This is a genomic window from Paenibacillus sp. FSL L8-0644, assembly GCF_038008165.1.
Taxonomy (GTDB): Bacteria; Bacillota; Bacilli; order Paenibacillales; family Paenibacillaceae; genus Paenibacillus; species Paenibacillus polymyxa_D.
In genome coordinates, this window is record NZ_JBBOYN010000001.1 from 1,437,142 (window position 1) to 1,459,808 (window position 22,667).

20 protein-coding genes and 1 riboswitch are annotated in these 22,667 nt (G+C 47.6%); of the genes, 19 read left to right on the forward strand and 1 reads right to left on the reverse strand.

The window, feature by feature from the left end; all coding sequences use genetic code 11:
* Positions 1–68: 68 nt before the first annotated feature.
* From NSS94_RS06450 to NSS94_RS06465, 4 genes are all read left to right on the forward strand, one after another.
* Positions 69–1,445, forward strand: a complete 1,377-nt coding sequence (locus NSS94_RS06450) for a sugar phosphate nucleotidyltransferase (protein WP_029516201.1) — start codon at positions 69–71, stop codon at positions 1,443–1,445.
* Positions 1,446–1,601: 156 nt separating this feature from the next.
* Positions 1,602–1,682, forward strand: a riboswitch (cyclic di-GMP riboswitch).
* Positions 1,683–1,695: 13 nt separating this feature from the next.
* Positions 1,696–3,297 carry a glycosyl hydrolase gene (locus NSS94_RS06455; protein ID WP_340884651.1) on the forward strand — a complete coding sequence of 534 codons (1,602 nt, stop codon included), beginning with the start codon at positions 1,696–1,698 and terminating at the stop codon, positions 3,295–3,297.
* Positions 3,298–3,345: 48 nt separating this feature from the next.
* Entirely contained in the window at positions 3,346–5,643 is a 2,298-nt protein-coding gene (locus NSS94_RS06460; RefSeq protein ID WP_341038998.1) for a hypothetical protein, read from the forward strand.
* A gap of 309 nt (positions 5,644–5,952) precedes the next feature.
* Complete coding sequence (locus NSS94_RS06465) at positions 5,953–6,135, forward strand: hypothetical protein (protein WP_029516204.1); 183 nt, start codon at positions 5,953–5,955, stop codon at positions 6,133–6,135.
* Positions 6,136–6,188: 53 nt separating this feature from the next.
* Here the strand turns inward: NSS94_RS06465 and NSS94_RS06470 are convergent, their stop codons facing one another.
* Positions 6,189–6,557, reverse strand: a complete 369-nt coding sequence (locus NSS94_RS06470; protein WP_025720479.1) for a helix-turn-helix domain-containing protein — start codon at positions 6,555–6,557, stop codon at positions 6,189–6,191.
* 326 nt (positions 6,558–6,883) lie between these two features.
* Here NSS94_RS06470 and NSS94_RS06475 point away from each other — a divergent pair, with 326 nt between their 5' ends.
* The 15 genes from NSS94_RS06475 to NSS94_RS06545 all read left to right on the forward strand — a co-directional run bounded on the left by NSS94_RS06475 (position 6,884) and on the right by NSS94_RS06545 (position 22,656).
* Positions 6,884–7,633: a YveK family protein gene (locus tag NSS94_RS06475; RefSeq protein WP_341039000.1), complete on the forward strand. Its 750-nt coding sequence runs from the start codon at positions 6,884–6,886 to the stop codon at positions 7,631–7,633.
* A complete protein-coding gene (locus NSS94_RS06480; RefSeq protein ID WP_029516206.1) occupies positions 7,614–8,300 on the forward strand; it encodes a CpsD/CapB family tyrosine-protein kinase in 687 nt (228 codons plus the stop codon). The genes NSS94_RS06475 and NSS94_RS06480 overlap by 20 nt, the downstream gene beginning before the upstream one ends.
* 85 nt (positions 8,301–8,385) lie before the next feature.
* Positions 8,386–9,084, forward strand: coding sequence for a sugar transferase (locus tag NSS94_RS06485; RefSeq protein WP_029516207.1), 699 nt, complete (start codon positions 8,386–8,388; stop codon positions 9,082–9,084).
* 36 nt (positions 9,085–9,120) lie between these two features.
* Positions 9,121–10,059 (forward strand): GDP-L-fucose synthase, encoded by a 939-nt coding sequence (gene fcl, locus NSS94_RS06490; RefSeq protein WP_069012566.1) that lies wholly within the window; start codon positions 9,121–9,123, stop codon positions 10,057–10,059.
* A 21-nt stretch (positions 10,060–10,080) separates the two neighbouring features.
* Positions 10,081–11,070: a GDP-mannose 4,6-dehydratase gene (gene gmd / locus NSS94_RS06495; protein ID WP_029516209.1), complete on the forward strand. Its 990-nt coding sequence runs from the start codon at positions 10,081–10,083 to the stop codon at positions 11,068–11,070.
* A gap of 79 nt (positions 11,071–11,149) precedes the next feature.
* Entirely contained in the window at positions 11,150–12,493 is a 1,344-nt protein-coding gene (locus tag NSS94_RS06500; RefSeq protein WP_209949661.1) for a flippase, read from the forward strand.
* Complete coding sequence (locus tag NSS94_RS06505; RefSeq protein WP_209949660.1) at positions 12,480–13,742, forward strand: hypothetical protein; 1,263 nt, start codon at positions 12,480–12,482, stop codon at positions 13,740–13,742. Before NSS94_RS06500 ends, NSS94_RS06505 begins: the two co-directional genes overlap by 14 nt.
* 844 nt (positions 13,743–14,586) lie before the next feature.
* The gene (locus tag NSS94_RS06510; protein WP_341039002.1) at positions 14,587–15,819 is read left to right on the forward strand and encodes a glycosyltransferase family 4 protein; all 1,233 of its coding nucleotides are present in this window, start codon (positions 14,587–14,589) and stop codon (positions 15,817–15,819) included.
* Complete coding sequence (locus NSS94_RS06515; protein WP_341039004.1) at positions 15,816–17,057, forward strand: glycosyltransferase family 4 protein; 1,242 nt, start codon at positions 15,816–15,818, stop codon at positions 17,055–17,057. The genes NSS94_RS06510 and NSS94_RS06515 overlap by 4 nt, the downstream gene beginning before the upstream one ends.
* Positions 17,035–17,844 carry a WecB/TagA/CpsF family glycosyltransferase gene (locus NSS94_RS06520; RefSeq protein ID WP_341039006.1) on the forward strand — a complete coding sequence of 270 codons (810 nt, stop codon included), beginning with the start codon at positions 17,035–17,037 and terminating at the stop codon, positions 17,842–17,844. The genes NSS94_RS06515 and NSS94_RS06520 overlap by 23 nt, the downstream gene beginning before the upstream one ends.
* 51 nt (positions 17,845–17,895) lie before the next feature.
* Positions 17,896–19,236, forward strand: a complete 1,341-nt coding sequence (locus NSS94_RS06525) for a UDP-glucose dehydrogenase family protein (protein ID WP_165144669.1) — start codon at positions 17,896–17,898, stop codon at positions 19,234–19,236.
* A gap of 14 nt (positions 19,237–19,250) precedes the next feature.
* Positions 19,251–20,228 carry an LCP family glycopolymer transferase gene (locus NSS94_RS06530; RefSeq protein WP_341039008.1) on the forward strand — a complete coding sequence of 326 codons (978 nt, stop codon included), beginning with the start codon at positions 19,251–19,253 and terminating at the stop codon, positions 20,226–20,228.
* Between the two features lie 131 nt (positions 20,229–20,359).
* Complete coding sequence (locus NSS94_RS06535) at positions 20,360–20,851, forward strand: hypothetical protein (RefSeq protein WP_341039010.1); 492 nt, start codon at positions 20,360–20,362, stop codon at positions 20,849–20,851.
* A gap of 109 nt (positions 20,852–20,960) precedes the next feature.
* Positions 20,961–21,881 carry an ABC transporter ATP-binding protein gene (locus tag NSS94_RS06540; protein ID WP_341039012.1) on the forward strand — a complete coding sequence of 307 codons (921 nt, stop codon included), beginning with the start codon at positions 20,961–20,963 and terminating at the stop codon, positions 21,879–21,881.
* Positions 21,874–22,656, forward strand: coding sequence for an ABC transporter permease (locus NSS94_RS06545; RefSeq protein ID WP_341039014.1), 783 nt, complete (start codon positions 21,874–21,876; stop codon positions 22,654–22,656). Before NSS94_RS06540 ends, NSS94_RS06545 begins: the two co-directional genes overlap by 8 nt.
* Positions 22,657–22,667: the final 11 nt, after the last annotated feature.

Genomic DNA, 22,667 nt, shown 5'->3' on the forward strand with positions numbered 1-22,667 from the left:
CCCGTAGCGGACTACTCAACCCTGCCCCATCCGATCACCCATACATTATAGAGAGGAAGTGGAGAGTTATGAAGCTCGTACTTTTGTCTGGTGGTTCCGGTAAAAGATTATGGCCTTTGTCCAACGATTCCCGTTCCAAACAATTTTTGAAGGTACTGGAGAGCCCGGAGGGGACTTCGGAATCCATGGTACAGCGGGTATGGAGACAATTGGGAGACAACGGATTATCAGAATCCTCGTTTATTGCGACAGGGAGAGCACAGGTCGAAATGATCCAGAGTCAGGTTGGGCCGAATACGCGTATCATTGTTGAGCCAGAACGCAGAGACACCTTTCCTGCGATTGCGCTGACAGCGACTTATTTATATTCCATTGCAGGTGTTTCACCTGATGAAATTGTAGCTATATTGCCTGTAGATCCTTATGTTGAGGATGCTTTCTTCGCCTCCGTAGCCCAACTGGAACATACGCTTCAGGAGAGTGAAGGCAAGCTTGCATTAATCGGGGTTGTCCCTTCCTATCCTTCAGAGAAATATGGTTACATTATTCCGAAAAACGATGCCACCCAAGGTAGCACTGGCTACCGCGAAGTGAGCCATTTTCAAGAGAAACCCGACCGGGAGCAGGCGGAGCGTCTGATTGAACGCAATGCTCTATGGAACTGCGGGGTTTTTGCGTTCAAATTAAGTTATTTGCTGGATATCTTGGCATCCAAGGGATTGCCGCTGAATTATGAAGAAATGCAAAAGCAATACGCATCTCTGGAAAAAATCAGTTTTGACTATGAAGTAGTCGAGAAGGAAAAGGACATTGTAGTTCTTCCGTATGATGGTTTTTGGAAGGATTTAGGTACTTGGAATACGCTCACAGAAGAAATGTCTAATCAACAAGTGGGCAGAGGTGTAGTAACGGAGGATTGCGTCAATACGAGTCTTATTAACGAGTTAGACATTCCTGTGGCGATCATTGGAACGAATGATCTGATTGTAGCGGCTAGCCCGGATGGCATTCTTGTGACCAATAAGGCAGAAAGTCCTCGTATTAAAGAAGTGCTCAAGGCTCATGATCAGCGTCCAATGTATGAAGAACGTCGTTGGGGGCAGTATCGGGTTGTGGATTATGTCAAATATGACGAGGGTAACGAGGTATTGACCAAACGAATCCGCGTACGAAAAGGCAAAAATATCAGCTACCAGCTTCATTTCAAACGGAGTGAAATCTGGACCATTATTAGCGGTGAAGCGGAAATTATTTTGAATGAGAAGCTACACAAAGTAAAGGCTGGTGATGTAGTCCGCATTCCTGAAGGGACGAAGCATAGCATTTTGGCTGTGACAGATGTGGATTTTATTGAGGTGCAGACTGGCTCTGAATTGGTTGAAGAGGATATTGTCCGCTTTTGTATGGATTGGAATGAAATTTCCCGTCACCAATTTATCTCATAATTATTTTCGTAAAAACGAAAAAAAAGACAAATTCATGAAAATTCATGGCTCAAACTGTCGAATTTGGGCGAAAACCTGTAAATTCATGAACATGACCTATTAAATTTTGGTAAAATAAAGTCGATACTTAGGGTAAGAAGGAATCCAAACTCCTTCCAACGATAAACGCAGCCCTGTCGAAAGGCAGGTACGCAAAGCTAAAGGGCCTTCCACAAGGATGGCAGCCTGGCTACCGAAAGGAAGAGCGAAAGTGAGATTCAATTTTATTCCTCTGTATCGACTGATACGTCATGTACTCCCCGTTGTTATGCTTTTTTCATTGTTGCCCGTCGGTTTTGGTGATTCTCTGTCTGTGGCGAATGCCGCTTCATTACAACCTGTTAATTCGGACGCTTCTACTCAGGCCCGTGAACTATACAATTATTTACTCAACATCTCAGGGAAAAAAATAGTCACCGGTCAGCATGATTATTTGGAAAGTCCGGATGAATTAAGTAACAAGGTCCAAAAAATCAGTCAGGCATATGTAGGTGTACACGGCTATGAGATGGGAGCTATCTCTGGTCAATCTGACGCTACAGAAGCAGCGCAACGTAAAAATGTCGTCGATAGTGCTATCCGTTGGGACAGATCCGGTGGTATTGTGACGATGACTTTTCATGAAGCGCTACCAGGTAGGCCACTGACTTGGGCCAATGTACAGGCGAAAGTAAGTCAGACAGAGTTCAACAAATACGTGACCCCAGGTACTACGCAGTATAACCTCCTCATTGCCGATCTGGATAAGGCCGCTGTATCGTTAAAGCAGCTTCGTGATGCAGGGGTTCCGGTTTTGTGGAGACCTTACCACGAGATGAATGGCGACTGGTTCTGGTGGGGAAACAAAAATAATTTCAATCAGCTATGGAATATCATGTACGACCGTTTTACCAACACACATCAATTGAACAATCTGCTGTGGGTATGGAGTCCGAATGCGCCCAATTCGTATACTGTCCCGTACACCCCGAAATACCCGGGGGATGACAGAGTGGACATCTTGGCAGTAGATATTTACAACAATGATTTTAAGCAAAGTCATTACGAAGGTCTGCTTGGGCTGGCACGGAATAAGCCGATTGCCATTGGGGAGCACGGTGAGATGCCTAGTTCTGAGGTGTTGCAGGCTCAACCTAAATGGGTATATTCCATGACTTGGGGCAAGATGCTGACTGAGAATAACACAACAAATCAAATTCAGGATTATATGAATGATTCGAGGAGTTTGACGCGGGATGATGTGAAGAATGGATTGGAAACGATTCAACCACCTGGGACAGATATACCGACCTTACCGGACGAGGGACAAAGTGAGCCTATCCCGGCTCCGCCAGTAGTGATCGTTCCCCCAGCTCCGACTCCTCCTTCTGTTCCTGATGTGGTATATGTGAACGGGTTGCGTGGCGAATATTTTAACAATATGAATTTGAATGGAAGTCCTGTTTTGATCCGTACAGATAGCAAGCTGGACTACAACTGGCGTGCCAATGCCGCTGACCCTAAGGTGAATGCCGATCAGTTCTCGGTTCGCTGGACGGGTAAAATCAAACCGCAATATAGCGAGACCTATACGTTCACCACGATATCCGATGATGGTATCCGTGTATGGGTAGACGGCAAGTTGGTGATTGACAGCTGGTTCAAACAAAGCTGGACAGAGCGTAAAGGCAGTATGACTTTGGAAGCAGGCAAAATGGTAGATTTAAAAGTAGAATACTATGATGAAAAAGGCGACGCGATGGCACGTCTAATGTGGGAAAGTCAGCATGAAGCGAAAGCGGTGATTCCCGGAAACGCTTTGTTTCTTCCTTGATTAATACTCTTTCCCGGTCCAAAAATTTGAGGAGAGAGGGTCGATCATATGATAAAAAAGTGGTTATCCCATAGGTATACAGTAGTTTTATCTGGACTACTAGCGATCGTAGCTATAGCGATGATCGCTTGGTTTATATACACGCCTTCAAGAAGCGCAGAATTGCAGACGGATAAAGTAGCAGCTGCCAGTCCAGTATGGAAGCTGGGGCAGAGGGATGACTCTTCAGCGGAATTCAAAGGTGTGGTCGGCAGGGATAATATCGACATTTCTACAGCAGCTGCCTCTACCGAATCATCTGCTAAAGGAGCAATGTCAGCGTTGTCGGTAGCAGAAGAGAGTACAACAGTTCCGGTATTGCTCAGCAGTGGAGATATTCCTCCCGGTTTGAATGCGTCCACGAACCCTGAACTGACACTCCAGTATAAGCTGAATCAGATTCCTCCCAATGGTATGATATTCCGTGTTCGGATTTTAGATGCGGGCAAAGCAGTCCCACAAATGGCTGTATTTTCAAATCAACAGCTGTCCGGTATTATTCAGATTGCCGGAGTATCCGGTACTGGGAGTGCTTATAATTTCAAAAACAACTACGAGCTGTATATACCCAAAGAGCAATTGCAAAGCGGTGTTAACGTACTCAAGCTAAAGACAGCGCGCTGCCTATACTGCTCCTCTGCAGAAGATAAAAATGTGTGGTGGACTTGGGATGACTTGAGCTTGGAGACGTTAGCTTCACCTGCGACCGAACCGGTACACGGTAAATATATACTGACCGGAACAAATGTGAACAATAAAGAATTTTATTATGATCAGGGTGCAGTTAAGCATTTACCATACGTTCTCAAATGGCTGGGAATTGCTTATAGTGGCAATGTCATGAGGGTCACCTGTGCCAGCAATGTGGGCAAGGCCTGTACAGACGTGGATGATTACTATCAAACGTTAAAGCAGTATAATATGCAATCGTCTGCTTTGTATTTATATACAGGTGATATCAAGCTGCAAAAAGATGGTTCTCTGCCAGAAACGGCCAAGCAAAAGTTGCGCGATTATGTAAAAAAATACGGTTCTTATCTTCAATATTATGAAGTAGATAACGAACCTGGATTATTTAATCGCTCCAAGGCGGTAAATCTGGCTGTAGCTAAGTGGTTGAATACGGAAGGGAAGCAATTGGCACCGCATCTCAAAACGGTAGCGCCGGGTTGGGCCTACTGGCCGACGTACTCTACCAAGGCGTGCAAAAATCAAACCGGAGGTAAGCAAAAATGCGGTGATCCGGATGGATGGGAGCGAGACCCGGCGCAGCGTAAACAGCTGGAGGAAGTCACTGACCTGACCAACGGACACGCCTACGGTGAATCGTATAATGAAGAGGGCGGGGGCAGCTTCATTCAAAATTTGAAAACCTTCGGCGGTTCGAGCGACGGACTGGCGAAGAAGATGCTGAACACGGAGTTCGGTACCAATGATACGCATCGAGATAATCCAGATTATGGGGCTAGTCAGCCACAAGCAGCCGCATTCGACCGGATTATGCGTTCACAAATTGGGTTTGCCGATATGTTTATCCAGCACGCTGCTTTTTATAAAGATTATACGCTGTTTAAAACAGGCTTCGATCTGCAAAGTCATAACCCGGCCAACACAGAAATTTATCCGTTCGGGCAGGGACAGGACACTCGTGTTAAGATCATGAGACGCTTGAGTCTAGCCTATGCCACCCATGGAAAACCTCTGACTTATACAGTGCTGAATCCAGAGGATACCAAGGATAAAATGGTGTATGTGCGTGCGGTGGATACGTCCAAGCTTAAACCGCTGGCAGGTAGCGGCGCTACTTCAAACAAATTGCTGGTGAATCTAGTGAATTTCGAATCCACCACGCAGACCGTTCGTGTACGGGTGACAATGCCGAATGCCGGTTTGTACACGGGTGAACGTTTTGGAGCGGGTTCCACTTACAGTCAGGCACAGCGTTCCATATCAGGGCTCAAGGCTTCTCCTGCCCTTGATTTTGAAGAAAAGCTGGGTCCTGGCGAAGCGGTACAATATATTTTGGAATTAAAAAGTACAGATCAGACCGCAGCTTCAGCTCCAACAGGGGTGAAGGCTGCCTCTGTTCAGGATGGGGCGGTAGAGATTAATTGGCTTCAGGCAGAAGGCGTATCTTCCTATGATGTGCTGCGTGCTGACGGAACCGACGGGGCCTATCAGGTGATTGCCTCGCAAGTAGCGGGAAGCACGTATACAGACCGCACGGTAAAAGCCGGAGGCCACTATGTCTACAAAGTCCGAGCGACCGGAGGTACTCAGGTTTCCCAGGCAGCCGAGGCCGCTTAATCAGATCGGAATGCATATAGGACCTTAGAGTTCGAATACCTAACATCATTTCGAAATAAAACAAAAAAGAACCTATCAGGAGAAAATAGGACCTGACAGGTTCTTTTTTGTTGGAAAATCGTTCTGATTTGCCAATACTTTACGTATAATGAAGAAAAAAATAAGAAAATCCTTTTTTATTCTCGTCATAAGACGACAACATTGCAGGTGTGTATTCATATATAATAGTTTTGTTCGTGACTATACATACAAGGTTTGTGGGAAATTTCTTTCCGGTGACCAAGAATAATAAAGTGAGGTTAGTGCTGAATGAACAAGGAGACAGAATTAGGGGGGAACAACCCTCTTTTTCAAAACAACGTACAGAAAGCAGACAAAGCTGCCATCCACTTGGACATCCGGGACATTTTGCTCCAATGTGGGTTCACGATGCCAGAATGGCTAGAAAGCGACGCGGATGGAACCACATACCGGAAGGACAAGCGCGTGTAAATTCCAACGGCTGGTCTTACTTGAGCGAGACGTGAAGCAGTCGGCCGCTTTCTTTATTCCATCATTCGTTCCATTCGGACAAATGCAATAAAACGTTTGGCTTCTTCCTCAGACAAGGTGCGTCCATCAATGGTCAGGTTGAAACGTTGCAGAATATCCTCATCGGACAGTTCAAGCTGGTCCACAAATTCCCTCACATCTGAATCCAATATTGCCGCCGGATGGCTCGTACGTCCCACCAAGTAGTCAATCGTTACCCCGAAAATATCAGCGAGCTTGGTCAGGATCTCGAAATCTGGCTTGCGCCTATTTTTTTCATAGTGAGAAAGAGCTGCCCGCGTAATTCCGAGGGATTGTGCTAGTTCCTCTTGTTTTAATCCCTTATGTTCTCGTAATTCAGCGATGCGGGTGCCATAATTCATCCGTTTTTCCTCCTGAAGGCAAGGTTAAGAAAGGTAAAAAAGCAAGTTTACGCTTGACAAGATACGTTTTGTATCATAAATTAGTTATGTAAGTTACATAACGTATCTTTATTTAATGGTTTTCACTGATGTCTTCGTTTATATACCCTAAGAGGCCACCGATGATGAGCATTTTGTGCTTATTCGCTGGCTAGACCTTCTATGCGCTATTATACAACATTTTACTATAGATTAGAGGGTCATGCACCGTTCTTTTCCCCGTTATGCAGAGGATCAGTACAAGCGTTATTGCATCGAAAACAAGTCAATCAGGGAGGACTGGTCTTGTGCAGTTGAAAGAGTACATCCGTTTGATCCGTAAAAGAATGTGGTTGATTGGTAGCATCGTACTGCTAGTATGTACTGTAGTGGGCATAAAAAATATGTATTTTACCCCGCAGATTTATGAAGCTACCGCAAAGCTCATTATCAACCAGACGCCACGACCGGATCGTGCAGGTGTCGTCGATTACAGTGTAGTTCAAACGAATATAGCCTTAACGAACTCCTATAAGCAAATTATGATCTCCTCGGCGATTATGGATCAGGTGGTCGCCAGCTTCCCCGATCTTAAGGTCACTCCGTCAGCATTGGCGCAAAAATTAAGAGTGAACACCGCAGGTGATTCACAGGTCATGGATGTAACAATCCGCGATTTATCGTATACGAAGGCTGTGAAAACCGTCAATGCGGTAGCCAAAGTATTCAAACGGCAAATCCCCTCTATCATGAAAATGGACAATGTCACCATCCTAAGCGAAGCCAGTCTGAATGATCCAGCAGTTCCCGTGAACAGTAATGCCACTATACAGATATTTATGGCTTTTGCCACCTCTTTATTGTTGGGAATAGGCTTGGCGTTTCTGCTGGAGGTACTGGATGATACATTTAAGAATGAAGAGGATATTGAAATAGAACTCGGTCTGCCTACCCTAGCCCTGATTACGAAAATGAAAAAAGAAGATAAACGCTCTGACAGCTCCACTACAACTCCTAAACAGGTAGGTGAAGGGCAATATGCCGCGATTAATCAATAATCAGCTCGTTACATCCCTACATGCTCAGTCTTCCGTTTCGGAGGAGTACCGCATGCTTCGCACTAACATCCAGTTTTCTTCTATAGACGAGCCGATTGAGGTTATGATGGTGGCGTCCGCTCAGGCGGGTGAAGGCAGAACGGTCACAATTAGCAATTTGGCTGTAACCTATGCGCAAGAGGGGAAAAAGGTGCTGATTATGGATATGGATCTGCGCCGTTCCTCCTTGCACCATATGTTTGGTTTGCGTAATCATACAGGGCTGACACGGGTGCTTGCCAATCAACAGGCATGGCAGGATGTGGTTCAAGAAACCGGGATTGACCATCTGCATGCAATTACAGCCGGACCGAACCCGCCCAATCCGTCCGAGATGCTCAGTTCCCGCAGAATGAATGCTCTGCTGGTTGAGCTGAAAGAACATTATGACGTGATCCTAATGGATACACCGCCGTTGCTGTCCTTTCCGGATGGCTTCATTATAAGCGCCATGTGTGACGGAGTCATTCTGGTGGTGCAGGCAGGGAAGGTCAAAAAGGATGTCGTCAAGAAAGCAAAAGCGAATTTGGAAAGAGTAAAGGCGCGCATTCTGGGCGTAGTACTTAATAATGTGAAGCGTTCGAATACCCGTGTCGAGCGGGGGATGGAGGAACGCAATCTGACATGAATAAAAAGGAGGAAAATGAGAGTATATAAAATTCTTTTAACAATGTATAAATAATACTTATTAATAAGGAGCGAGGTGATGAGACGTGTCTTCTTCCCGCTCGAATGAGGTCGAAGTGCGGGGTGCGTCAGTGGATGTTTATTCGGTCGCTCATGGGCTTGAACGGCGGCAAGGATGGAACGTATACCCGTTCGTGAAGCGAAGCATGGACATTATATTGTCTTTCATTGGAATCATCGTGCTATGCCCGGTATTTCTGCTTGTCATTTTGCTGATTAAGCTGGAGGACCCCAAAGGAAGTGCAATATTTTATCAAGTACGTATTGGAAAAAATGAGCGGCCGTTTCGCATGATCAAATTTCGTTCCATGGTGTCTGATGCCGAAGCCAGATTATCTGCACTGCTGGTGGAAAATGAAATTGAGGGTGCGATGTTCAAAATGCGGGACGATCCCCGAATTACCCGTGTGGGTCGCTTTCTTCGCAGAACGAGCATCGACGAGTTGCCACAACTGTTCAATGTACTGCGTGGGCAGATGAGTCTGGTAGGACCCAGACCCCCGTTGCCAAGAGAGGTCCATGATTACACAGTGAGGGATAAGCTGCGTCTGACAGTTACACCAGGCTGCACCGGTCTATGGCAGATCAGCGGTCGTAATCATCTAAGCTTTAACCAGATGGTAGAACTGGATTTGGAGTACATATCCAGACGCAGTTTCCGCACAGATATGATTATTATGCTGAAAACATTTCGTGTGCTGCTAGGCTCCAAGGATGCGTATTAAAGTCTTTCATTTTCACGAAGAAGGTAGGGGATAAGTATGGATCTTCATTCCAACATATATGTAGCAGGGCATCACGGACTGGTGGGTTCCGCTATTGTCCGAGCGCTTCAGGAAGCGGGTTACCGTCATATTATTACTCGCACAAGCCGTGAGCTGGATCTACGTAATAAAGAGGCAGTAGATCATTTTTTTGAAACAGAGCCTGTGGATTATGTATTTTTGGCAGCGGCCAAGGTTGGTGGGATTTTGGCGAATAACGAATATCCGGCTGATTTTATCCGTGACAATCTGCTTATACAAACAAATGTGATTGATGCGGCATACCGGGCAAATGTAAGTAAGCTATTATTCCTAGGTTCTACCTGTATCTATCCTAAATTTGCTCCGCAGCCGTTACGGGAAGAATATCTGCTCACGGGTGAACTGGAGCCTACTAATGAGGCCTATGCGATTGCTAAAATTGCCGGGATTAAAATGTGTCAGTCTTACAACCGTCAGTATGGAACCCGGTTTATTTCTGTGATGCCGACGAATTTATACGGTCCGGGCGACAATTTTGATCTCCAGACTTCTCATGTGTTGCCTGCGCTCATCCGCAAGTTTCATGAAGCCAAGCTGAATCAATCTCCGACTGTAGAAGTATGGGGTTCTGGTACGCCGCGGCGAGAATTTCTTCATTCTGATGATTTGGCTGAGGCCTGTCTATTCCTAATGAACAATTATGAGGGAAATGAAATTGTAAATATCGGCGTAGGTGAGGATATCTCCATTCGTGAGCTGGCTGAGCGAGTGAAGAATGTAGTCGGCTATGAGGGAGAAATTACCTTTAACACCTCCGCTCCTGATGGAACGCCGCGTAAGTTGGTAGATGTATCCCGAATTTCCGGGCTGGGCTGGTCGGCGCGTATTTCACTAGAAGAGGGATTAAAGTCTGTGTATCAGGCATTTCAAGGTCTGGATCTGGTTGAACAATAAAAAAACGGTGGGGGAATTGGAATGAAAAAAGCGCTGATCACAGGAATTACCGGGCAAGACGGGTCCTATCTGGCTGAATTGCTGCTATCCAAAGATTATGAGGTGTACGGGATGCGCAGACGAACCAGCACACCGAACTTTGAAAATGTAGCGCATATCCAGAATGACATCCACTGGCTTTCCGGTGATATGACCGATCTGGCTTCATTGATTGAAGCCGTCCGGCAGTCCGACCCGGATGAGGTCTACAACTTGGCTGCTCAATCCTTCGTAGCGGCCTCATGGCCGCAGCCGTTGGCTACAGGGCAGATTACAGCATTATCTGTCACCAATATGCTGGAGGCGGTTCGAATTGCCAAACCGGAAGCGCGCTTTTACCAGGCGTCAAGCAGCGAGATGTTTGGTAAGGTGCTGGAGACACCGCAGACAGAAACGACTCCATTTTACCCACGTAGTCCCTACGGTGTCGCCAAAGTGTACGGCCATTGGATTACAGTGAACTATCGTGAAAGCTTTGATATGTTTGCTTGCTCTGGCATTCTGTTCAATCACGAATCCCCACGTCGAGGATTGGAATTTGTAACGCGTAAAGTGTCGGATGCGGTAGCTCGTATCAAGCTGGGGTTGCAGCAAGAGCTGCGCATGGGAAATTTGGATTCATTGCGAGACTGGGGTTTTGCAGGGGATTATGTAAAGGCGATGTGGCTGATGCTTCAGCAGGATCAACCGGATGATTACGTCATTTCCACGGGAGAAATGCATTCTGTGCGTGAACTGCTGCAAATTGCCTTTTCCCATGTAGGTTTAAATTATGAGGATTACGTCGTGATCGATCCTCAATTTGTCCGTCCGGCAGAGGTAGATCTATTACTCGGCGATTGTGCCAAGGCGAAAGAAAAGCTGGGCTGGCGATTGGAAGTAGGCTTCGAGCAGCTCATTCGTATGATGGTGGATACAGACTTGGAGCGGGTAAAAAGGCAGGCTGCAGTTGAAGCTTCTGTCGTCGTGTAAGAGATGGAGAGGCCATCCGCCTGGGCGGGGGGTCTCTTCGCTGTACGCAAGGTCATTTTTTCAAGATGGAGTAAAACCTATGACATTAGTCGAAAAACGCGCCAAACCGCGCAGAAGTTTGCTGGTGAATACATCCTGGCTGTTCGGTGACAAAATGATTCGCATGGTGTTCGGCCTGGCAGTCAGCATCATCATGGCGAGAGTGTTGGGACCAGAGGAACTGGGAAAGTGGAATTATGCGGAATCCTTTTTCGGGATGTTTCTGATTTTTACGACCCTTGGCTTTGATTCTATATTAGTACGCGATCTTGTCAAAGACCCCAAGGATGAGCATGAGCTATTGGGTACGGCGGTTCTGTTGAAATTGTTAGGTACTCTAATAGCCATTGTACTGTCCTATTCCTTCATTTCACTACTCAGACCGGAAGACAGTTCGGTACGGTTGATCAATCTGATCCTAGCTACGGCCTCGGTATTTCAATTGTTTGATATCATCGACTACTGGTTTCGTGCGCAGATGCTGTCCAAATACACGGTCGTTGCCAAGAATACCGCTTTTGTTCTCGGCTCCACTGTCAAAATCATTCTGTTGTTATCGGGTGTTCCGATATGGTGGGTGGCGTTGTGTGCTCATGGAGAGTTTTTGTTGGGAAGCCTGCTGCTGCTGTATTTCTTCCATAAGGAAGGACGACGTGTGAACCGATGGACGTTCCGTTTAGCCACAGCTCGGCGAATCATGAATCACAGCTGGCCGCTTATACTGTCATCCTCCGCTGTATATGTACAGGCACGGATCGACCAAGTCATTATCGGTGAACTGCTGGGAAACGCTGCGGTTGGGCAATACTCCGTTGCACTCCGACTCATCGAAGTGTTGGGCTTCATTCCGGTCGTTCTGACAACGGCTTATGCTCCGGTGGTGACGCGTTCCAAGCAGAAAGGAAGCGACGAGTACAGACAGACATTGTCCAAGGTGTATCGGCTGATGTTTATATGCTTTCTTGTGACCTCGGTACCTTTATTTTTTCTATCCCAATGGGTAGTGGTTGTGCTGTATGGGAGAGAATTTACCGAAGCAGGTTCGCTGTTGTCTCTATTCGCGATTCGTCTGTTTTTCACCAACTTCAGTGTTGCTAAAAGCTTGTTTATTACCAATGAAAATTTGTTCAGATACACGCTGCTGACCTCGGTGGTGGGGGCGGTCACGAATATCGCTTTCAATTACGCGCTAATCCCGTTGCTTGGTGTCCGAGGGTCGTTAGTGGCGACGATTTTGTCCTTTACGATATCTGTATTTCTATTAGATTTGTTGTTTAAGGAAGTTAAATCTAATTTGGGTTGGATGATGAAGTCCATCCTGACCTTCTGGCGTGTTCATATTACAGTACCGAAAGTTGGAGAGAACAATCATGATACCCATTAAACCGTTTGTTCGGCATGAGGAACAGTGCCCGCATTGTGGAGGTAAGGTACGTGGTGGAGAGGTGCTGTGGCAGGGAATCCATGTATGTGTCAGCACTATGTGTGAGGGGTGCGGACGCGAATATCTTGAGGACATGAGGGTCGGCCATGCTACGTATTCACCTTATCGTGTAGAAATGCCTGACTATATTCTGACCGGTGATGCGAAGTCGAGAAAATGGCTCGGAGAACCTTTGCGACAATCGTTGATGAATCCTTCCTATGACTTAGCAGTCGGCATGACCGTGCATAAAATGAAAGCTTCTACACGTGTAATCATCGTCAACACAATGGATTATTTGTATGGTCATGCTTTGCTCAAGCTGCTCAATGTGCAACGCGAATACGAGCAATCGCCGGACCTGGGCATCATCGTCATTGTGCAAAAGTCGCTGGAGTGGATGGTGCCAGCATATGTGTCTGAAATTTGGACGGTTGATGTGCCGTTCAGCAGGGCACGAAACTTTTATCCTGTACTACATCATCGGATGATTGAGGAACTGATGCGTTTTGATGAGGTGTATGTCAGCCCGGCGTATTCACATCCCAATCAGTTTGATATTGAGCAGTTTACAGGTGTCTCCCGTTATAACGAGGATCGTGAGCCAGAGCCGCGCATTACCTTCGTATGGAGGGAAGACCGCTTGTGGAGCGGCAGCCATCATATCGCAAGAGCGGTACAGAAATTTCCGCAGCTCAAACGTGGGCTAAAACCGCTAATTTATCATCAGCGCAGTAAAATCATACGGCTGTTCCGCAGGCTGAGAGAAAGCTTCCCGGATCATCGCTTTACAGTCGCTGGACTTGGGCGTACCGGGAGTTTCCCGGCATGGATTTCTGATGAGCGTGTCACACGCTTCGACCGGGAAAGTGAGCTGCGGGTCTGCAAGGTATATGCAGCCAGCCGATTAGTGATCGGCATCCACGGCTCTAATATGCTGCTGCCCTCTGCGCATGCCGGTATGACCATTGATTTGATGCCCAAGGACCGATGGGGGAATTACGCTCAGGATATTTTATTTCACGAAACCGATCATCGGCTTACAGCTTACAAATACCGCTTTGTGCCGATGGAATCGAGTGTAACTCTAGTGGCAGATATGGCAGCTGCCCAGCTCAAAGGGGCAGATCATTTTAATATGCAGATGACGGAGGAGAGGCAACGGGAACATTCAAGTTGGAGGGGGGAGGCCGCTTCGGGACGGATTTGATCCTGGAGCGACTTTTGTGGATGGAAGTCCGCTGCGGGACGGATTTGATCTTCCGATCGCTGTTGACGGGGGATTCCCTAGATTGAATAGGCCCTGTAAAAGGGCGGAATCCCTCGTCAAAGGCGAACGCTGCCGCTTTTCCAGATTCAAATCCTTACCCTCCGCTACCCACCGCCGCCAAAAAGAATTTCCCCCAGCCTATAAGGTGGGGAGGTAAGAGCCGTCCGGCGATAGCTTCGCCCTATCGCCTCGAACTTCTCGCCGGGCATGCATTCGCTCGCGTATATCCGCAGCGGGGCACTTCATGCCCGGCATTCCCTTTTTTGAAATGGGGTGACTTTATGGAAACGGTGGTCAGCAGCGGAGCGGTCCATTTGAATCTGAAGAAGCGCTAGCGTTCGCCTTTGCAGTGGGATTCTTACCTCGGAATGTTTTATATATTCAGGAATCCCACTGCAACAGCGATCGGAAGATCAAATGGAGTGCGCAGCGGTCTCTAAACCCCGCCCCCCATAACTGTGCCAAGCTCACAAGTCGTTTGACGAAGTCAACGCCCTGCATGCATTTGCTCGCGTATCCACGCAGCGAGGGCACTTCATACCCAGCATTCCCTTTTTTGAAATGGGGTGACTTTATGGAAACGGTGGTCAGCAGCGGAGCGGTCCATTTGAATCTGAAGAAGCGCTAGCGTTCGCCTTTGCAGTGGGATTCCTACCTCGGAATGTTTTATATATCCAGGAATCCCACTGCAACAGCGATCGGAAGATCAAATGGAACGCGCAGCGTTCTCTGAACCCTCCGTGCTCCATAACTCACTCAATATGAAATGGCAGGAGCCCTGATGATGATTCGAAAAATATTGTATCTCCGCAATTTTGCCAGCAAGGTGAACGGGGACTCATACAATTTACAGGAAGTCGGTTTGGGCAAAGCACTCGTTCGAAAAGGCTATGATTGCGACATTGTTTACTACAACGATCGTAAGGAAACCCATCTGGAACAAGTCTACCGTCACGAAGGATGCACCTTGCGTATTATCTGGCTCCACGGGTTTAAGTTCTTAAGCAACAGCATCTACAGAGATGTTCTCAAAGATTCTTTTCTGGATGCTTATGGTCTGGTCATTACTACAGAATACAACCAGATCATGACCTATCTGCTTTCCCGTAAATGTCCTGATAAGCTGGCGTTGTATCACGGCCCATACCGGGATAACACGCACGCGCTGATCCGCAAACTGTACGATATTATGCTGCTGCCGAAGGTAACAAAATCTCTACGCCGTACCTATGTCAAATCCGATCTCGCCAAGCGCTATCTGGAGAATAAAGGTTTTGACAACGTGGTTACGATTGGAGTCGGACTGGATCGCAGTAAAGTAGAGAGAGCATTCAACAGTGACATCAGCAACAACAGTGAAGACATAAGCGGAGAACGTGAGGAAAACCGTGAGGTCGCGAATGAGCTGCGTCGAATCGGTGATCGTCCGGTACTACTGTATGTTGGTGTACTGGAGGAACGGAGAAATATACGTTTTATGCTGAGTACGTTCAAAAGGGTGCTCCAAAAGCATCCTAGCTGCCTTTTGTTAATGGTCGGGAATGGACGGAAGACGGACACAGACCGCTACTGGACATATGCTCATGAATTGGGAATAACGGACAGTATTATACATTTTACAAGAGTGGAGCAACGTCATCTGTGGCAGGTTTACGGAGCGGCGGATGTGATGCTGTTTCCGACCCAATACGATATTTTTGGTATGGTACTGCTGGAAAGTATGCTGTTTCGCGTCCCGATTATCTCTTCGGTAAACGGGGGCTCGGTTACCTTGATTGAGGACGGAGTGAGCGGGGTGATGCTGAGAAGCTTTTCAGAAGAGGAATGGTCTGGTCGAATAGGCGCTTTGCTGGATAATGCTGAGCTGAGACGAAGTATGGCGGAGGAGGCTTTTCTTACGGTCGAGCGTATGTCGTGGGATCGCATCGCAGATGAAATCGTAAGCCATCAAGGGGTCAAGCCCAAGAATTCTAACCACGCTATGCAATCAACGCAGGAAAGAGGGGCAGCCACGTGAGCCAACAGGTCAGCAGACAGATGAACCCTCCTGTAAGCAAGGTGCTGATCATCCATAACTTTTATCAGCAAAGCGGGGGAGAAGACAAGGTTGTCGAGCAAGAATCGGCTATGCTGCGTTCCAGAGGAATAGAGACAGAGCATTACTATGTGCACAACGACAGCATTCAAAGCAGAGGGCTAGCGAACATGGCAAAGCTGGCGGTAGAGGCGGTATGGTCCCTGCCGGAATTCAAGAGAATTAAGAAGCTGCTTTTACAGGTGAAGCCGGATGTGGTGCATGTGCATAATTTTTTTCCGGTTATATCCCCTTCGGTCTATCATGCTTGTGAACGGCTGGGGATTCCGGTTGTCCAGACCCTGCATAATTACAGGCTGATTTGTCCGGCGGCAACCTTTATGCGAGGGAATAAGGTTTGTGAAAAATGTCTGCACGGCACGCTGCTGCATTCCATCCGTCATGGATGCTATCGAGGTTCACAGCTTCAGACGATTCCGGTAGCGGCGATGATTAAGTTGAACGATCTGATCGGCACATGGCAGCACAAGGTAAGTCGCTATATTGCGCTGACGGAATTTGCACGGGACAAATTTGCCGAAAGCGGTATTCCACTGGATCGTATCGCGGTAAAGCCGAATTTTGTCCATCATAAAACCATGAAAACCCAATATGACCCGAATGATCGTTATTTATTGTTCGTGGGGCGGATTTCAGCTGAAAAAGGGGTTCGCAATCTGCTGCAAGCCTGGTCACAGTTGGAAGATCGGGATGGATTGAGCCTGGTCATCATTGGGGATGGTCCGGAAAAGGCTGAATTGGCCGCTGCTTATCCGCAGGAAGATGTTCGGTTTCTCGATAAGCAGGATGGAGACACGGTACTCGATTGCATGAGCCGGGCCATGTATGTCATGGTGCCTTCCATTTGGTATGAAGGATTTCCCATGACCATTGTAGAGTCTTTTTCTGTTGGAACTCCGGTATTATGCAGCCGGCTCGGCGCACTGGAGGAAGTCGTGGAGGACGGGGTGACGGGTTTCCATTTTCAACATGATGATTTGGAAAATATAAAGACTGTGATTCGCTGTGCAGTAGCCTATGAAAACTATGCAGCTATGAGACAGAAGGTGTCAGAAAACTACGCTGCACGCTATACGGAAGAAGTGAATGTGAAGCAGCTGATGGCGATATATAGCGAGGCGATGGAGGAGCGTGATTATGAAGCAGCTGCCCCAATATAGAGTTGGAAGGATTGCGGATGCAGATATTGCAGCACTTACGTTTCAGGAGACGGTACACATGCTGGAACAATGGGTAGTCGAACGAAAGGACGGCTATGTTTGTATTTGCAACACGCATTCCATTGTCACGGCCGGGAATCATCCCGAGTTCAACGAAGCGCTCACTCAAGCCGATTTGTGTACTCCGGATGGTATGCCGTTGGTATGGGCGCTCAAGCTGTACGGATTTGAGCGTCAGGATCGGGTAGATGGTCCCAGCCTGATGCTCAAGTTGTGCGAACGTGCGCCACAGACGAAGGTGAGTGTATATTTTTTCGGCAGTACGCCGGATACGTTGGATAGCTTAAAAGAGAGAGTAGAACAGGATTACCCCGGAATCCGCATTGCGGGCAGCTTTTCACCGCCATTTCGTGAGCTTCACCCAGATGAGGAGGAGCGGATCATTGATGCAATCAATGCATCCGGCGCGCATATCATATTCGTCAGCTTAGGCTGCCCGAAGCAGGAAATATGGATGCATCGAAACAAAGACCGCATCCGTGGCGTGATGATTGGAGTAGGGGCGGCCTTTGACTATATCACTGGAAAGGTTCGCAGACCGCCGCTAGCGGTACAAAAGCTGGGGCTGGAGTGGCTGTATCGTCTGATCTGCGAACCGAAGCGATTATGGAAGAGGTATGCCTACAACAATCCGATATATGTATACCGTTTTCTAAAATCTTATCGGCAAAACAAACGGCTTACGCTTTATCAAAATCGGCTTGCAGGAAGAGATATAGAGAAGTGAAGTCGGTAATAGCAGGATGCAATGAGACAGCATGTAAAAGGGGGAGTTGCTTTGAAGCTATGTGTAATAGGTGCAGGGTATGTGGGGCTGGTGTCGGGGGTCTGTTTTGCCGCACTCGGAAATACCGTCGTCTGTGTAGATCAGAATGAGGACAAAATTCTTCAGTTGCGTGCAGGTGGGGTGCCGATTTATGAACCGGGATTAAAGGCACTAATTAAAGATAATGTAGAACAAGGCCGACTAAGCTTTACAACAGATACGGCAGCTTCGGTGGAGGCGGCTGAAATTGTTATTTTGGCGGTCGGCACGCCTTCGCTGCCGGGCGGAGAAGCGAACCTGTCCTATATTGAAGAAGCCGCCTGCGAGGTGGCAGACGCCATGAATGGCTACAAAGTCATTGTCACCAAAAGCACGGTACCGGTCGGCACGAACGAACGCATTCAAAATTGGATTGCGAGCCGCACAAACTATTCTTTTGGTGTGGCTTCGGTTCCTGAATTTTTGCGCGAAGGTTCAGCAGTCATAGACACCCTACAGCCAGATCGAATCATCATCGGAGCTTCCGATCCACATGTGTCCGCTGTGTTGACTACACTGCACGAGCCGTTGACGACAAATATCGTAACCACAGATATCCGTTCGGCGGAGATGATCAAGTATGCGTCGAATGCTTTTTTGGCGACCAAAATTTCGTTTATTAATGAGATTGCAAATATTTGCGAAAAGGTGGGCGCAGACGTTACACGTGTGGCACACGGTATGGGGCTGGATCAGCGGATCGGCTCCTCCTTTTTGTCTGCAGGTATCGGCTATGGGGGTTCCTGTTTCCCAAAGGATACACAAGCTCTAATCCAAATTGCAGGCAACGTAGACTATGAATTCAAGCTGCTGAAATCTGTGGTGGAAGTGAATCAGGGTCAACGCTTTAACGTGATTCGTAAGCTGAAAGAGGCGCTGGGTGATCTGGAAGGAGCAACGATTGGTATATGGGGACTGGCCTTTAAACCGAATACAGATGACGTAAGAGATGCCCCGGCGCTGGATATTATGCAGTCGCTGCTGGAGGCAGGGGCGCAAATCCGTGCATATGACCCGATCGCTACCGCTAACTTCCGCAGACTGCTGGACAGCTCGGAAGTAACGTGGGCAGATAGCGCACGGGAAGCAGCAGAGGGATGTGACGCACTGTGTCTATTGACGGAATGGGAGGAGTTTGGTGAAATCGGGCTGGGTGAGCTGAATGAGCTTATGAAGTATCCTATTATGATCGATGGACGCAATGTGTACAGCGAGGAGCAAATCAGACAATCCGTCTTTGCATACTATTCTGTTGGTAGGCCACAGATGAATAATCTGGATGTAGATCGTCATCAGTCTGTAGTAAATCCGTAAAGGGGAGGCTGCATATGAAACGATGGCTGAAGATGACATTGGGGGCTGCAGCGTTATTGGTCATAGGGGCTACTGCCTACACCGCTTATGTGTATCATTCTTTTAAAACAGCGGCGAATGCGATGTATCATCCGCGCAGCATCGTGCAGCCTGGGGCGTTTTCTACCCTTGCAACGGGCGGAGCAGGGCGATCCGTAGATACAGACTCTGGATCAAGTACACCCAATCCGGCAGCCATCTCCCAGTTCAAGCCGTTTACCGTGCTGGTGCTGGGCGTAGATCGGCGGTCTCACGATCCAGGACGATCGGATACGATGATCGTCTTGTCTGTTAACCCTGCCGAAGGCTCTATGTTGATGTTCAACATTCCGCGCGATACGCGAACAGAGTTGATCGGTAGGGGGCGTGAGGACAAAATCAATCACGCTTTTGCTTTTGGGGGCGTGGATATGTCGATCCGTACGGTAGAACATTTTTTGAACTATCCGATAGATTACTATGTACAGATGAACATGGAAGGGTTTGCGAAAATGGTGGACCTTGTGGGGGGAGTCGAGGTTCATAATCCACTTGATTTTCAATATGAGGGTCATCATTTTGCACAGGGTAATTTGAACTTGAGCGGGGCTGAGGCGTTGGCCTACGCCCGTATGCGTTTCGATGATCCACGTGGGGATCTCGGAAGAAATGCTCGCCAGCGGGAGCTACTCAAGCAAATTCTTGCCCAGTCCATCAGCAAGGAAGGGCTGTTGAGGGTAAAACCGATACTGGAGGCAGCGGGGGAGCAGATTCGCACAGACATTACCTTTGACGATATGACCACCTTCCTGACCCGGATCGGTCCGTCCCTCAAGCAGACGGATACCGTTGAACTGAAGGGACATGGGCGTAAAATCAACGGGGTGTATTATTACATGGTGGATGAACAGGAACGCCAGCGTATCCATGGAGTGCTGGAGAAGCATATGCTTACCACTACCATATCGCCTTAGGTAAGCCTTATGTAGGCGGGTGCCCTGTTGGGAGGTCACCCGTTATTTTCTTCTAAAGTCTTCTAAAAAAGGCTTGTCCCACATACATCTGTAGAGAATTCGGTATAGTCCAACAGAGGGAGGGGCAGTGTGTGCTGTTTAGAAGAAGAGCGGCTTCGGCGTTCGTACGTAAGCTATTATATATTGCCATCATAGGTGGATTGTTATGGCTGCTGTGGCTGGGTCTGCGCGGGGTGATGTCTACAGGCGAGGGCGATCAAGCGGTAGAAGCACTGAATGAGTTCTACACGATGGAGCAATCGGGAAATTTCGGAGGTTCATGGGAGCTTTTTCATTCGCAAATAAAAAAGAAATTCGAGAAATCTACGTATGTACAGCAGCGTGCGCACGTTTTTATGCAGGATATGGGGACGGATACGTTCACGTTTGAACTGGGGGAGCCGCAGACTGAATATGACATTCGTACGGATCAGAATGGAGAAGAGTTAGGGAAGGTTTACCGTATTACGGTCACTCAGCATTACAAGACCCGATTCGGTAATTTTGATATCGTACAGCCTTGTTATGTGACGCAGGAAGATGAGAAATGGCGGGTGCTTTGGATATACAAGGACAAGGAATAGAGGTTGCGTGGTGTTTCTAAAAGGTTAAATATGGTACAATACTTCCAAAACCGGAAATGTACAGTAAAATGGATCACAGCTTCACTCCGGATGGAAGGAGTTTCATAGCATGCAGCAAGCGACAGGACAGGTTCCCGTCATACGTATGGAGGGTGTGAGTAAAATCATTTCCTCAAAAGCGATCGTGGACGATCTGACGCTGGAGGTTCCGGCGGGACAGGTATTTGGTTTCCTTGGACCCAATGGTGCGGGAAAAACGACAACCATCCGTATGATGGTTGGCCTGATTTCGATCAGCAAGGGCGATATTCATATTTGTGGAGACAGCATTAATACTGATTTTGAAAAGGCCGTTTCCCATGTCGGCGCGATTGTTGAGAACCCGGAGATGTACAAGTTTTTGACAGGCTATCAAAATTTGCAGCATTTTGCGCGAATGTCTTCTGGGGTGACCCAAGAACGCGTGGATGAAGCGATTCGTTTGGTGGGACTCGGAAACCGGATTCACGATAAAGTAAAAACCTATTCGCTCGGGATGCGACAGCGACTTGGAGTAGCTCAGGCGATTTTGCATCGACCGAAGCTGCTTGTGCTGGACGAGCCGACCAATGGTTTGGACCCGCAGGGTATTCGTGAACTGCGGGATTATTTGCGTCAATTGACCCGTACGGAGGGAATTACCGTATTCGTATCAAGTCATTTGTTGTCCGAGATGGAGCTGATGTGCGACCGTGTAGCCATTATTCAGAGCGGACGGCTGGTTGATATCAAGCAACTAAAGAATACAGGGGAGGAAGTGCAGACGGCGGAAATTGCTTTTGAGGTAAATGATGCCGAACAAGCCTATGCGCTTGCTGGAGCAGGACGCGTTGAAGGTAATCAACTGCTGCTTCACCTGGAGCGGGAACAGATCGCAGAGATGAACAGCCTGCTGGCTGCAAACGGAGTTAAAGTATATGCGATTCGCCCGGTTGCCCGTACGCTGGAAGATCAATTTTTGGAAGTGACGGGAGGCGGGTTCATTGGGTGATTTCTTCAAACTGGTACATAACGAAAATCTGAAAATTTACCTGCGTGTGCGCACATGGATTATGCTGGGATTGCTGGCGGTCATCACTGCTGCGATTCCGATGCTGATCTCCCTGGTTTCCGATCAGGTCAGTGTGTGGGATGGGATTGCATTAACGACGTTGTTTACTTTTTTTCTCAATACAACGTTTACGGTCATTGTAGCTGCTGATTCGGTGGCTGGTGAATTTACTTGGGGAACGATTAAGCTGCTGCTCATCCGACCTTGGACTCGCAGCAAAATATTGTTGTCCAAGTATATATCCGTGATTTTGTTCAGTTTGCTCGGAACGATCATTTTGATCTTGATGGTTACGCTGTCCTCATGGCTGATGTTATCCAAGGATGCACCAGCGGGTTCTGTTCCGCTGTTCAGTGATCCGATATCTTATGTAACGTTGAACTTCTTGTATAGCTATATTGCCTTGTTCGTGACGATGGCCTTTGCTTTTATGCTGTCCGCTGTTTTCCGTTCCAGTGCCTTGGCGATTGGGCTGTCGCTGTTCATGATGTTCACCAAAACAATCTATAACTCTATTGGCTTGTTCAGCACAGATCGTTTTGAATGGACCAAATACGTACTATTTACGCATATGGATCTGAAAAAATATCTAGATATGCCGCCGGGTAGGGTAAGTTTCAGTCTAACCTTTTCGCTCACCGTGCTGGCCGCTTATTATGTAATTTTTATCGCCATTGCCTGGGTGGTTTTCGTAAAACGGGATGTTTCAACCTAAATCGCAGTGTC